Source organism: Pseudoalteromonas sp. SR45-6 (assembly GCF_014163545.1).
Taxonomy (GTDB): Bacteria; Pseudomonadota; Gammaproteobacteria; order Enterobacterales; family Alteromonadaceae; genus Pseudoalteromonas; species Pseudoalteromonas rhizosphaerae.
Genome location: NZ_JACJDM010000004.1, coordinates 89,016 through 102,525 on the forward strand (window position 1 = coordinate 89,016; position 13,510 = coordinate 102,525).

Consider the following 13,510-nt stretch of genomic DNA (forward strand, 5'->3'; position numbering starts at 1 on the left):
ATATCTGTTAATAATGGAGTTTAAATGGAAAAGTTGTTTTCATACGGCACACTGCAATTAGAGCAAGTACAGCTTGATACCTTTGGCCGCTTGCTCGAAGGCCAAGCCGATACACTACAAGGTTACGTAGTAGGCGAAGTTGAGATCACCGACGCCGCCGTGCACAAAAGCAGCGGCCAGCGTTTTCATCCAGCATTAATTAAAACAGGCCTGCCAACAGATACAGTAACTGGCACTATTTTTACTATCACCTTAGAGGAACTTGCTAACGCGGATAGCTACGAAGTTAATGACTACATCCGTATTGAAGAGTCATTTAGCAGCGGCATTAATGCATGGGTGTATGTGGCAAAAGGCTGTTAAACCAGCCTTTTTAATTCACCAACTAAAACTTGTTGTTGGTCATAAACGCCAGTATCGAGTACCCAGCCGGTAATAAGCTTAGCGGGGGTTACATCAAATGCGGGATTATATACGTTAGCATTTGTAGGTGCCCATAGCGCTTCACCAAAGCTTCCGCTTACACCGCGCACTTCTGCGCTGTTACGTTGTTCTATTTCAATGTCTGCACCGCATGCTGTGTTTACATCGAGGGTTGTTAGCGGCGCTACTACATAAAATGGGATGTCATGAAAATGCGCCAGTACTGCTAAGTTATAAGTGCCTACTTTATTAGCAAAGTCACCATTTGCAGCAATACGATCTGCACCGACAAAAATTTTATCAACCTTGCCAGCAGCCATTAAACTCGCTGCCATATTATCGCAAATTAAGGTGTAAGGTACTTGCCAGCGCTCAAGTTCAAACGCGGTTAAACGCCCGCCTTGCAATAATGGCCGCGTTTCATCCACCCATACATGAATATCGCCATGACGTTGCTGCGCTTTATAAATAACACCAAGAGCAGTACCAATACCTGCGGTTGCTAAGGCACCAGTATTACAATGTGTGAGAATATTATCGCCGCTGCTAACCAATGCAGCACCATGATTTGCCATGCTTTCACACAAGGCGATATCTTCATTAAACAGGATAACAGCTGCGCTTACAATTGCCGTTACATAATCATCTTGTTGTAACGCAATACGTAACTTTGCCATACAATGCATTAAATTAACCGCGGTTGGCCGAGTGGCTTCTAAATCATCAATCGCCTGCGCTAATGCTACTTTAGCGGTGCCTTGCTCTGCCAAATGGGCAACTAGCAAACTTGCTCCTAAACCAATTAGCGGTGCGCCGCGTATTTTTAAGCTTAGAATTAAATCCCTCATACTGGCTACATCATCACATTCGTGCCATACCTGCTGATGCGGCAGTAGGTATTGGTCTAACACGCTTAGTGTATTGTTTTGATATTTTAAACTGCTCGCTATGAGGTCTTGCATGATTGATCCTGAATAATCGTTAGGCTGAGGTTATTTTACAGTAGTTTTTAAAACGCACAACCCAGAAGTGTAGACATCTAAACGGTTGAAGGTATAGAATGCTATCGTTTATCATTTTCTGAGAGTACGCCGATGGCCGAATACGTTGCCTTTAATGCACAGCATGCGATTGATTATATTAAAAATCTTGTAACTAAAGATGGATATGATTTGTTTGATCCTGACCAAACGTTATCGGCGTATGAGTTTGGAGATGGCAATTTAAATCTCGTTTTTAGAATAAGCGACGAGCAAAGTAATAGCGTTATTTTAAAGCAAGCCTTGCCTTATGCGCGCTGTGTGGGTGAGTCATGGCCATTAACGCTTGACCGAGCACGCATTGAAGCTGAGGTTTTACTCAATCACGGCGCATTAAGCCCTGACTACACAGCAAAAGTATTGCATCATAATCCAGAGCAAGCACTGACCATTTTAGAAGATCTTGGTCACTTACAAATTTTGCGTAGCGCACAAATAAACGCAGAGCAATTTCCGCTATTAGGTCAACATGTGGCTCACTACTTAAGCCATACCGGTTTTTATAACTCAGACTTTTACCTAACCGCGCAAGATAAAAAAGCCAAAGTCAGTCAGTTTACTAATCCAGAATTGTGCCAAATTACTGAAGATTTGTTTTTCAACGATATCTTGCGTGAACATGAGCGTAATAACTACCCAAGCGAGTTGCAAAGTACAGTCTATAAATTACAAAATAACACCGCATTACATTTAGCGATCGCAAAACTAAAAGCTAAATTTTTATCATGCCCGCAGACGCTATTACATGGTGATATGCATAGCGGCAGTATTTTTGTCGATCAAAACACCACTAAGATGATCGACCCTGAATTTGGCTTTTTTGGCCCAGTTGGCTTTGATATCGGCTCATTTATCGGCAATTTATTATTAAACTACTGCGCGCAAAATGCTCGTATTAGTGAATTTGTTACACGCCGTAACTATCACACCCATTTACTGACTTGCCTGCAAGAGAGTTATTCTTTGTTTGAACAACAGTGGCTGACATTTATTGCAGAGCAAACCACAGATAACAATTTAAAAGCCGCTGGTTATGGCGAGTATTTTATGCAACAAGTATTACAAGACGCGATTGGTTACTGTGGGACAGAACTAATACGCCGCACTATCGGCTTAGCACACGTTGCTGACATTGATGGCATTGAAGATGCGCAGGCGCGTTTAGACGTACAACGCCACACTTTAGCGCTGGGTGAGCAGTTAGTACTCAACGCCCACACTTGCAATAACAAAGAAGAGTTTTTCTCTTTATTGATAAGCCAACTAAATTAAATTTATAAAAATAGCAAAAGGCACTTTATTTAGTGCCTTTTATCAACCTATTTGGGCGGGACCTAGCTTCTATTACCTAGTATTTTAAATTACTGATAATTTTCATACATTTTATCAAGCGGCTCTGACAGGCCGTTTTCTTGCACAACGCGCACATGCTGGCGGCCAAGTTCACGGGCACTAAATACCCCGCATGAGTGAGCAATTAAACCCGCACCATAATGAATGTACTTATTGTAGTTTGCTACGCGCTGCGCTTTATCGGCGACATCTAAGCCACGTTGCAACCGCTCGTTGTGTGTGGTTATCCCTGTTGGGCAAGTGTCTTTATTACATTGCAGCGCTTGAATACAACCCAAAGCAAACATATGACCACGTGCCGATACAACAAAGTCTGCGCCCAGCGCGAGCGCCCATGCAACCTTAGACGGCACAATCAGTTTGCCTGACGCAATAACTTTAATTCGCTCTCGCAGGCCATGCTTTTCGAGCATATTAACAACCAAAGGTAAACTTTCTTTCAGTGGTAAACCCACCGAATCCATCAGCGGTTGTGGTGCAGCACCGGTACCGCCATCAGCACTATCGATAGTAATAAAGTCGGGCGCAGATTCAATACCACGATGATTGATCTCAGCAAACAAGGTTTCCAGCCATGCATAAGCGCCAATAACCGCTTTAAAGCCGGTTGGCTTGCCAGTCGTTTCGCGCACCGAGGCAATCATATCAAGTAAATCTGCAGGGTTTTTAACTTCAGGATGACCATTTGGGCTAATTGAATCATGACCTTCTGGGATACCACGAATAGCCGCAATTTCAGCAGTCACTTTTTTGCCTGGCAACATACCGCCTTTACCAGGCTTCGCACCTTGGCTCATTTTAATTTCAAACATTTTTACTTGTTCATGCGCAGCTATTTGCTTGAGCTTCTCATGACTTAATTTACCTTGTTCATCGCGCACACCATATTTAGCTGTGCCAATTTGAAACACAATGTCGGCACCTCCTTCTAAGTGATAAGGGCTTAAACCACCTTCACCAGTGTTCATCCAACAACCAGCGAGTTTGGCACCTTGCGATAACGCACGTACAGCAGGTTTTGATAACGCACCAAAACTCATACCTGAAATATTGAATAGCGATTTAGTAATATAAGGATTTGGACAATGCGGCCCTAAGGTAACTGCACTAGGTTCAAGCGCTTCTTCGTCCAAGGTAGGAAACGCGCAGTTCATAAACATCACGGTCCCGGTAACTTCTAGGCTCTGAGTTGAGCCAAAGGCGGTGGTACGATCAACATTTTTAGCCGCTTTATAAACCCAACTACGATCGGCGCGATTAAATGGCATTTCTTCGCGATCCATAGCGAAAAAGTATTGACGAAAAAACTCACCTTGGCGCTCAAAAAAGTATCTAAACCGACCTATTACCGGATAATTACGTCTAATCGCTTGTTTAGATTGAGTGACATCACTGATATAAAAATAAATAACAACTAAAACTAAACACCCAAATACCACTATAAATAAGCTGGCAAACACATCAATGCTAAAAACTATTAAATTACTCATGCAGCGCCCCTTGCTGGTTGTTTTCTCATTTCACTAATACTTATACTAAAAACTTAAGCTAAGTAGCGAATATATTAGTAAAAATCTTATTACAGTAGAGAGCATATAAGCAGATTAAATTTCAAGCAAAGGATTTTAATGGATCACTGCACTGAATGCAGCGATCCATGTCGATAGAAGCTAGCTTTTTTGTTTAGTTAACTCAGTTTCAATGTATCGATGGATTTGATCTTCTAATACTGACATTGGCACAGAGCCATGACGAAGTATTTGATGATGGAACTCGCGTACATCAAAGTCTTGCCCTAATGCTTGCTCTGTTTCTTTGCGTAAGCGTTTAATAGTCAGCTCACCAATTTTGTATGATAGTGCTTGTGCTGGCCATGAAATATAACGATCAGTTTCGGTTTTCACATTGTGTAAAGACAACGCCGTATTTTCGCTCATAAATTTCATCGCACGATCGCGACTCCAGCCGTACATGTGCATGCCAGTATCAACCACTAAACGGGCTGCACGCCACATTTCATAAGTTAAACGACCAAAGTTACTATATGGATCTTGATAAAAGCCCGCTTCAATACCTAAGTATTCAGAATATAATCCCCATCCTTCGCCAAATGCTGATAAATAAGCATCTTGACGATAACTTGGTAGGTTTTCTAATTCAGCATTAAGGGAGATCTGTAAATGATGCCCTGGTACAGCTTCATGAAAAGTAAGTGCTTCTAAAACATATAAAGGGCGCTTATCAAGTGCATAAGTGTTTACCCAGTAATAACCCGCTTGATCATCACGACTCGACCCAGAGTAACGGCCAGTCGTGTACTTAGGCGCTATGCTTGCTGGCACCGGCGCAACACCATAAGGCATGCGTGGTAAGGTGTGAAATAGCTTAGGTAATTGTGCATCCATTTTTTTAGCTATGTACGATGCTTCTTTTAATAACTCTTCCGGTGTTTTAGCGTAAAATTGCGGATCAGTACGTAAAAAGTGCACAAATTCAGCAAATGTGCCTTTAAAACCAACTTGCTCAATAATCTTATCCATTTCAGCACGAATACGTGCCACTTCTTTTAACCCCAGTTCATGGATTTCTTTTGGTGTCATATCTGTAGTGGTGTAATACTTGGCACGATTAGCATAAAACGCAGCACCATTTGGTGTAGCAGAGATACCAATTTCAGTACGCGCACCTGGCTGATACTCTTCATTAAAAAACGTTAAATAATTTTTATAAGCAGTAATCACTTGTTCTTTAATGATTTTTTTAGCTTGTTGCTGTAAAGCAAAAAACTCACTATCACTCAAACCAGCGGTATTATTTAAAAATGGTTTATAAAATTCAGACTCAGTAACGTCATCAACAATATAGGCACTGATAGAATCTTGATAACCAATTAATACAGCCTTAGGTTGAGTTAAGCCAACTTCCAGCCCTTTACGCATCCAACCGATATTTTGCGCAAAAAACCGAGGAACTTGCTGCAAACGCTGTAGATAAAGTTGGTAATCAGCTAGTTTTTTATAATCTGAACTCGACACCATAAAAGATAAACTCGAGTGAAAGCCATATTCAGAAGTAAGCGGCATATAGTGGCTGTTAAATACATATTCATCGATACTATTTTGTACTTGGCCGCGAATTATAGTGAGGTTAATACGGTTTTCATCACTGAGTTTGTCTTTATCTATTGCGTCTAACTGCGCTAATAATTCAGTGTTATGTTGGTATTTCTTTTCAAGAAACTCCGCAGATAAATTAGTTAACAAATAGCCATCAACACCCTCAGGGTTGCTATACGTGCTTATACTTTTACGGTAATCAACAATTGATTGCGCCACTTGCGTAAATTGTTGGTCGCTATCTATCGTGGTCATTTGGCACGCACTTAATGTACATGCCAAGGCGATACTTAACAGAGAATGACGCATAACCGATGAAGGTGATTTTTTCATAATAATAGGGATCTGCTACTTAAAACGTGATGTTTAACCTAACCTAGACAGATCAAATAACCAAAAAAATGCGACCAAGGGCGATAAATATAAGGTTAAATTAACCGCGACTATTGGCTAGTAGTTAATCAGCATTTTTATTGCCTAGTAAGATTGTCGAGAAAACCAGCTAATGAACGAGAAAAATGGAGATTTCGCTGCCAAATTACATATTTTTGCTTTTAAATATCCCCGATACAGATTAATGTAAGGCAATCTCATACGCTAGGATCGCGTCAAGACCTCATGGAGAAGGTTATTTAATTTCGCTGTTACGTGTATTTAATTGGTGTATACAATGATGTTCCATGATTCCATGGCTATTGCTCAAGAAAAAATGACCAAGGTATGTATCTTTTTAGAACACCATATATTACCACCGACCCCTCTCAATTATCACGTTGTCTATACCTATATCAGCCAAGTTAATTCTGATTTAAATACCACTATCGATCGTGCAATTGCCCAAGGCCAAGAAATTGACTGTGTTTATATAGAGCAACTGTATTTCGATTATATGGATCAAGCTCATCAAGCTGAAACCAAAATGGTACGCAATGTTGATGATGTTATTAATTCATTATCACGTAGCGCGCACTCAACCGAAAAAGATATCATTCGCTTTGCAAGTCAGGTCAGCGAATGCGTGCATTTATTAGATGAAAATAATGTTAGCCAAAGCAAACTCGCACTTGAGACATTAAATAAGCAAACTGCCCACCTGCTCACTCAACATAAACAATTTAAAATAGAGCTGATCAAAGCAAAGCGATTACAAGAGAAAACCCAACAACAACTCGTACAATTACGTAAACAACACATCACCGACCAGCAAACAGGCCTTTTTAAACGTCATTATTTAAACCAGCAAACACAATTATGGTTAAACCAAAAAAAATCTGTGTGTGCAATTGCCATCCAAATCGATAACTTAGATCACTTTATTGATAACTACGGCGATATCATTGGTGAAGTAATTTTAAGTAAAGTAGCTAAACAAATTCAAAAGTATGTATTTGAAAGTGGCCTGCCAGGGCGTACTGGCAAAGATGCTTTTACTGTATTACTGGCCGATATCGACCCTGAAACTGCGAATGTAATTGCTGAAAAAGTCCGTAATGGAGTCGAGAAACTGCGATTCGTCAGTTCTAAAAACGGTATTAAGCTACCAGCAATCAACCTGTCATTAGGGATTGCCAAGCACTTAGACGAAAAAGATTTTAATAATCTTGCCCGTAAAGCCTCTAATGCAGCACATAAAGCAAGATCGCTTGGCCAAAGCAGCTTTATTGCCGGACAGTGAGCCACAACGAATAAATAATAAACCTTGATCCACAAGCAATTTCCCCCATATTCAAATTGCACCATGGCGTAACAATCAAGTACACTAGTCTTTATTACTACGATAGAGATTAATCATGAACGAGAATCCTGAAAAGACCACGCATTTTGGTTATAAAACCGTTGCCGAAACCGAAAAAGCTTCTATGGTTGCCGATGTATTTCATTCAGTTGCTACTAAATATGACGTAATGAATGATCTCATGTCGTTTGGTATTCATCGTTTATGGAAACGTCAAACCATTGCCAGCTCAGGTGTGCGTAAAGGCCATCATGTGCTGGATTTAGCAGGTGGTACCGGCGACTTAACGGCAAAGTTTAGTCAACTGGTTGGTGATACTGGGCAAGTAGTATTAGGTGATATTAACTCATCAATGCTTAAAGTGGGCCGCGAAAAGCTACATAACCTAGGTCTAGTCGGCAATATTGACTACGTACAAATGAATGCTGAAGCACTGCCTTTTCCTGATAATAGTTTTGATTTAATTACCATTGCCTTTGGTTTACGTAATGTTACAGATCAAAATAAAGCACTTCGCTCGATGTACCGAATCTTAAAGCCTGGTGGTCGTCTACTGGTATTGGAGTTCTCCAAACCAGAGCATCAAGTGTTAAGTAAAGCCTATGATTTTTACTCATTTAACTTACTACCTAAAATGGGAGAGTTAGTTGCTAACGACGGTGAATCATACAAATACTTAGCTGAATCAATTCGTATGCACCCAGATCAAGAAACACTAAAAGCAATGATGAACGAGGCTGGATTTGAGCAAACCACCTATCAAAACCTCACCGGTGGTATTGTAGCATTACATCGTGGCTTCAAATATTAAGCGTCACACCAGCTAGTAACGTTTATTGCTAAGGTATTGTATGTTAAATAATTTCATAGTCGCACTAGTCGAAGGTATTTTAAATACGGCACTTAAGCTCGACCCCACTCTTGGCGATAGGCTGTCATCAATTGCCCAACAACGCTTATTAATTGATATACGCGATTGGCAACAGCAGTTTTTAGTGGTGTTTACTGGCCAGCAACTGCATTTATACAACACTACCGAAACGCAATATGACTGCATGATAAGCGCCGATATTAATACGTTAATGGCACTTAAAAACCCTGCGATGCTGACTCAGTTAATCCGCCAAGATAAACTCGATTTGCAAGGTGATCTAAATATTGCACAAGGGTTTAGTAATGCTTTCGCTGCGCTTAATATCGATTGGCCTGAACACTTATCTGATTATCTTGGTGACGCAGCGGCACAGCAACTATGGCAGTTAGTTAAACAAACTCAACAGCAAGGTCAAAAAGCCAACAAGAAACTCTCTACAACGCTCACTACTTTATGCCAAGACGAGCTCAAAGTGACTATTCATCCTTTAGAGCTTGAGCAATTTAAGCAACACACGCGTCAACTCAAAGCACATGTTGCGCAACTTGAGTTACGTATCAACCAACTACTTCAAGCAAAATGAATCAGTAAGGATTATCTGTGTCAGCTGCTCGGCTTTATAACATCACAAAAACCCTCCTTAGCTATGGTTTGGATGAACTGATCCCATCACAAAAAATACCTTGGTATGGCAAAGTTGGCCGTGCATGTCTATTTTGGCTAACCAATAAACACCCAGAAAAACCAGCAGGGTTAAGACTGCGTTTAGCATTACAGCAATTGGGGCCGGTGTGGATAAAGTTTGGCCAGATGCTATCTACTCGGCGCGATTTATTACCACTAGACATCGCTTTAGAGCTGGCCTTACTACAAGATCAAGTACAGCCATTTGATGGTGTGTTAGCACAACAACTAATTGAAAATGCACTTGAAATCGATGATATCAGTGAATACTTTAGCGATTTTGAGCAAACCCCTTTAGCTTCAGCATCCATTGCCCAAGTACATACTGCTACTTTAGTGGATGAACATAATCAACCACAAAAGGTGGTTATTAAAGTTATTCGCCCTGATATCAGAGAACAAATTGACGCTGATTTAGCATTAATGGAACAATTTTCCAAAGTAGTGGCCAAGTTAATCAATGAAGCGAAAAGGTTACGCCCAGTTGAAGTAGTCAAAGAGTATAAAAAAACCTTACTTGATGAACTTGATCTGATGCGTGAAGGCGCAAACGCCATTCAATTAAAGCGTAATTTTGAGGGTTCTGATTCGCTTTATATTCCCTATGTTTACAGTGACTATAGTCGCGTAAATGTACTAGTCATGGAGCGAATCTACGGTATTCCAGTGTCTGATACTGAGGCATTAGTTGCGCAAAACACCAATATGAAACTACTGGCCGAACGCGGTGTGGAGGTGTTTTTCACCCAAGTGTTCCGTGATAGTTTTTTTCATGCTGATATGCACCCTGGTAACGTATTTGTATCCTATGAGAGCCCTGAAAACCCTAAATTTATCGGTATTGATTGTGGCATCGTGGGCACGCTAAACAAAGAAGACAAACGTTACTTAGCCGAAAACTTTATTGCCTTTTTTAATCGCGATTATCGTCAAGTCGCACAATTACATGTAGATTCTGGCTGGGTACCTAAAGACACCAGCGTGGAAGAATTTGAGTTTGCCATTCGCACTGTCTGCGAGCCGATTTTTAATAAGCCATTAGCAGAGATTTCATTTGGCCACGTCTTAGTTAATCTATTTAATACCGCTCGTCGCTTTAATATGCAAGTTCAACCCCAATTAGTTCTACTACAAAAAACCTTGTTGTATGTTGAAGGCCTTGGGCGTCAGCTATATCCACAATTAGATTTATGGAAAACAGCTAAACCCTTTTTAGAAGACTGGGTAAAGCAACAGGTTGGTCCTTGGTCGGTATTGAAACAGGTATACGCAAACTTGCCATTTTGGGCAGAAAAAATGCCTGAGTTACCTGATTTGATTTATCACAACCTAAAACAACAGCGCAACAGCCCTGCACCACTGCCACAGCCATCATACAAGCCATTATTACTTGGTCTTTTTGCTGGTTCAGCAATGATAGTCTCTGGGTTATGTTATTTGCAGCATGACCTTGTCGCTGCAGGTATTGCTGGGATATGCTCTTTAAGCGGCTTTATACTTGCTTGGCGCAGCGCAACATAAACTAAGTGCTATTTAGTGCTCGGTGAGTATAATCAGTACAATAATTTTAATTCACAGTATTTAAATAAGTGGAGAACATCATGGGTTTTGGCGGCATTAGTATTTGGCAATTGTTAATTGTTTTAGCAATCATAGTGTTACTTTTTGGCACAAAAAAATTGCGTGGCATTGGCGGTGATTTAGGTAACGCTGTAAAAGGGTTTAAAAAAGCAGTCTCTGAAGATGAGCAAAATAAACCAGCAGAACCAATTGAACAAGCAAATAACCCAATACAAAACAAAGAGTCTGTTAATAAAAATAAAGAAGACCATAAGGCTTAATTAGCATGGGTATGTGGGAACTTGTTGTGGTGTTAATCGTCGGCTTAGTGGTACTTGGCCCTGAGCGTTTGCCGGTTGCTATTCGTACTGTTAGCCGTTGGGTAAAAACTATAAAATCGTTGGCTAATTCTGTTAAGGCTGAAGTCAACGAAGAATTAAGAGTGCATGAGTTACACCAAAATTTAAAAAAAGCTGAACAACAAGGCATGCAAGACTTAAGTCCAGCAATAAAAGACTCGGTCAGCGAATTACAAAAGGCAGCGGACTCAGTCACCCACAGTTATAAAAAAAGATCTTCTGAGCAAACAGATAAAGTGAATATTGATGAACAAAAATGAAATTATTTTTGTTGGCTATGGTCTATATATCGGTAACGAGTTAAATTATGACTGAACAAGTTAAATCAGGCTTTGTAAGTCATTTAATTGAATTGCGAAATAGGCTTATGAAAGCCTTATTAGCTATATTGGTATTTTTTATTGCGCTGGTTTACTTTGCGAACGATATTTACGGTTTTGTAGCGGCCCCATTAGTTGCGCACTTACCAAGTACAGCAACCATGATCGCTACTGATGTAACAGCACCATTTTTTGCGCCGTTTAAGTTAACCTTATTTGTCGCTTTATTTGCAGCGTTTCCATTAATATTACACCAAATATGGGGCTTTATTGCGCCAGGGTTATACCAACATGAAAAACGCATGCTAATGCCTGTTTTAGCATCTAGCATTATACTTTTTTATAGCGGTATCGCATTTTGTTACTTTGTAGTACTACCCATAATTCTTGGCTTTTTTACTAGCGTTGGCCCAGAAATGATGACGTTGGCACCAGATATTAGTAGCTACTTAAGTTTTGCGTTGAAGCTATTTTTTGCTTTTGGGGTCGCTTTTGAGATTCCAGTAGCGATAATGCTGCTGTGTTTTAGTGGCGCTACCACAACACAAAGTTTAAAAGAAAAACGTCCTTATATTGTGGTCGGTGTTTTTGTTGTAGCTATGTTTTTAACGCCACCGGATGTACTATCACAAACATTATTAGCATTTCCCATGCTACTGTTATTTGAATTGGGTTTAATCTTAGCATCCTTTTATAGCGCTAAACCCCAGCAAAATGAGTCTGAGGAATAAATGAAAAAACAACTACTACCAATACTTGCCTTATTAAGCATTCCTACTGTTCATGCCAATGAAGTTAACTTACAAGCTTTACAAGCATGTACATTTGTAGAAAATGACTTCAATCGTCTGCTTTGTTATGACAACACTATGGCGGGTAAATCATTAAGTAAGCCAGCAACAACAAAAACCTTAACCCCACCTACCAACTCAGCAGCCCCTAACGTTGGCGCACCAACAGCTGCAGCAGTAGCCAATGAGCAAATAGCTAAGACTAAAAATGACGATTTTGGTTTAGAACACAAAGAAGTAGCAAGAGATAATGACAATGAAATATCAGCCGTCGTTAGCAACGTCAAAGAAGCGCCATACGGTGAATTAATTATTAGTTTAGACAACGGTCAACAATGGCGTCAAATTGGCTCAGATAGCTTGCGTATCGACCAAAATGATACCGTGATTATTGAACGTGGTATGTTCAACTCCTTTTTATTAAAAAAAGCAGGCCAGAATCGTTCGATCCGCGTTAAGCGCACTAATTAATGACCACATCACTCATTGATGCAGGCGTAAATCTTACCAATCATCAATTTGATGCTCAACATTCGGCTATCATTGCTCGCGCAAAAGCGCAAAATGTTAGCCAAATGCTGTTAATTGGCTGCGATATAAACTCCAGTCAGCAAGCGATTAACTTAGCACAACAGTACAAGCTACTTGCTACCGCCGGTGTTCACCCCCATGACGCAAAATCAGCCGATGGAAAACTAGAAACACAACTGCGCACTCTCGCTGCACACCCTGAGGTTGTTGCGATTGGCGAATGTGGATTAGATTACAATCGCGACTTTTCTCCCCGCGAGACTCAACGTTCCGTGTTGCACCGACAACTCACTTTGGCAGTAGAGTTAAACCTTCCGGTATATTTACATGAGCGCGATGCGAGCGAAGATATGCTGGCAATATTGCAACAATATTCGGTGCGTGGAGTATTACATTGTTTTACTGGTGATCAGCACGCCTTAGAACAGTATTTATCGCTCGGTTTATACATTGGTATTACCGGTTGGGTCTGTGACGAACGTCGCGGTAAATCACTGCAACAACTGATACCAATGTTGCCATTAGAGCGCCTATTAATAGAAACGGATGCACCGTTTTTGATCCCTCGCTCGTTAACACCAAAACCCAAATCGCATCGCAATGAGCCAAGCTATTTACCACATATATGCCAAACTATTGCGTCCTTAAAAGGACTAGAGTTTGCAACTGTTGCAAAGCAAACTACACTTAACTTCCAACAGTTATTCAACCACAAGGGCTGATA

14 protein-coding genes are annotated in these 13,510 nt (G+C 40.5%); 11 read left to right on the top strand and 3 right to left on the bottom strand.

The genetic code is table 11. From position 1 onward, the window contains the following. The first annotated feature begins 24 nt into the window (after positions 1-24). Positions 25-363 carry a gamma-glutamylcyclotransferase family protein gene (locus H5158_RS03325; protein WP_145240041.1) on the top strand — a complete coding sequence of 113 codons (339 nt, stop codon included), beginning with the start codon at positions 25-27 and terminating at the stop codon, positions 361-363. On the opposite strand, the gene mtnA is transcribed toward H5158_RS03325, so the two are convergent. After that, positions 360-1,385, bottom strand: a complete 1,026-nt coding sequence (mtnA, locus tag H5158_RS03330; RefSeq protein ID WP_182739448.1) for an S-methyl-5-thioribose-1-phosphate isomerase — start codon at positions 1,383-1,385, stop codon at positions 360-362. The two genes, H5158_RS03325 and mtnA, sit on opposite strands and share 4 nt — an antisense overlap. Before the next feature lie 132 nt (positions 1,386-1,517). Between mtnA and mtnK the strand changes: the two genes are divergently transcribed. Then, positions 1,518-2,735, top strand: coding sequence for an S-methyl-5-thioribose kinase (mtnK, locus tag H5158_RS03335; protein WP_182717494.1), 1,218 nt, complete (start codon positions 1,518-1,520; stop codon positions 2,733-2,735). An 89-nt stretch (positions 2,736-2,824) separates the two neighbouring features. Here the strand turns inward: mtnK and H5158_RS03340 are convergent, their stop codons facing one another. Together H5158_RS03340 and H5158_RS03345 are read right to left on the bottom strand one after the other, a co-directional pair. After that, a complete protein-coding gene (locus tag H5158_RS03340) occupies positions 2,825-4,306 on the bottom strand; it encodes an FMN-binding glutamate synthase family protein (protein WP_182717495.1) in 1,482 nt (493 codons plus the stop codon). Between the two features lie 180 nt (positions 4,307-4,486). Further along, complete coding sequence (locus H5158_RS03345) at positions 4,487-6,265, bottom strand: DUF885 family protein (RefSeq protein WP_182739449.1); 1,779 nt, start codon at positions 6,263-6,265, stop codon at positions 4,487-4,489. A gap of 355 nt (positions 6,266-6,620) precedes the next feature. Here H5158_RS03345 and H5158_RS03350 point away from each other — a divergent pair, with 355 nt between their 5' ends. From H5158_RS03350 to H5158_RS03390, 9 genes are all read left to right on the top strand, one after another. Further along, positions 6,621-7,607, top strand: coding sequence for a diguanylate cyclase domain-containing protein (locus tag H5158_RS03350; RefSeq protein ID WP_149982319.1), 987 nt, complete (start codon positions 6,621-6,623; stop codon positions 7,605-7,607). A 115-nt stretch (positions 7,608-7,722) separates the two neighbouring features. Continuing rightward, positions 7,723-8,478: a bifunctional demethylmenaquinone methyltransferase/2-methoxy-6-polyprenyl-1,4-benzoquinol methylase UbiE gene (ubiE, locus tag H5158_RS03355; protein WP_145240051.1), complete on the top strand. Its 756-nt coding sequence runs from the start codon at positions 7,723-7,725 to the stop codon at positions 8,476-8,478. Between the two features lie 40 nt (positions 8,479-8,518). After that, positions 8,519-9,124, top strand: a complete 606-nt coding sequence (locus H5158_RS03360; RefSeq protein WP_149982215.1) for an SCP2 domain-containing protein — start codon at positions 8,519-8,521, stop codon at positions 9,122-9,124. Positions 9,125-9,141: 17 nt separating this feature from the next. Further along, a complete protein-coding gene (gene ubiB / locus H5158_RS03365) occupies positions 9,142-10,746 on the top strand; it encodes a ubiquinone biosynthesis regulatory protein kinase UbiB (protein ID WP_182717497.1) in 1,605 nt (534 codons plus the stop codon). Between the two features lie 80 nt (positions 10,747-10,826). After that, complete coding sequence (gene tatA, locus H5158_RS03370; protein ID WP_182739450.1) at positions 10,827-11,066, top strand: Sec-independent protein translocase subunit TatA; 240 nt, start codon at positions 10,827-10,829, stop codon at positions 11,064-11,066. A gap of 5 nt (positions 11,067-11,071) precedes the next feature. Next, complete coding sequence (gene tatB / locus H5158_RS03375; protein WP_149982218.1) at positions 11,072-11,404, top strand: Sec-independent protein translocase protein TatB; 333 nt, start codon at positions 11,072-11,074, stop codon at positions 11,402-11,404. Positions 11,405-11,451: 47 nt separating this feature from the next. Then, entirely contained in the window at positions 11,452-12,195 is a 744-nt protein-coding gene (gene tatC / locus H5158_RS03380; protein WP_149982219.1) for a twin-arginine translocase subunit TatC, read from the top strand. Continuing rightward, positions 12,196-12,726, top strand: coding sequence for a hypothetical protein (locus H5158_RS03385; RefSeq protein ID WP_182717498.1), 531 nt, complete (start codon positions 12,196-12,198; stop codon positions 12,724-12,726). Further along, entirely contained in the window at positions 12,726-13,508 is a 783-nt protein-coding gene (locus tag H5158_RS03390; protein WP_182739451.1) for a TatD family hydrolase, read from the top strand. The genes H5158_RS03385 and H5158_RS03390 overlap by 1 nt, the downstream gene beginning before the upstream one ends. Positions 13,509-13,510: the final 2 nt, after the last annotated feature.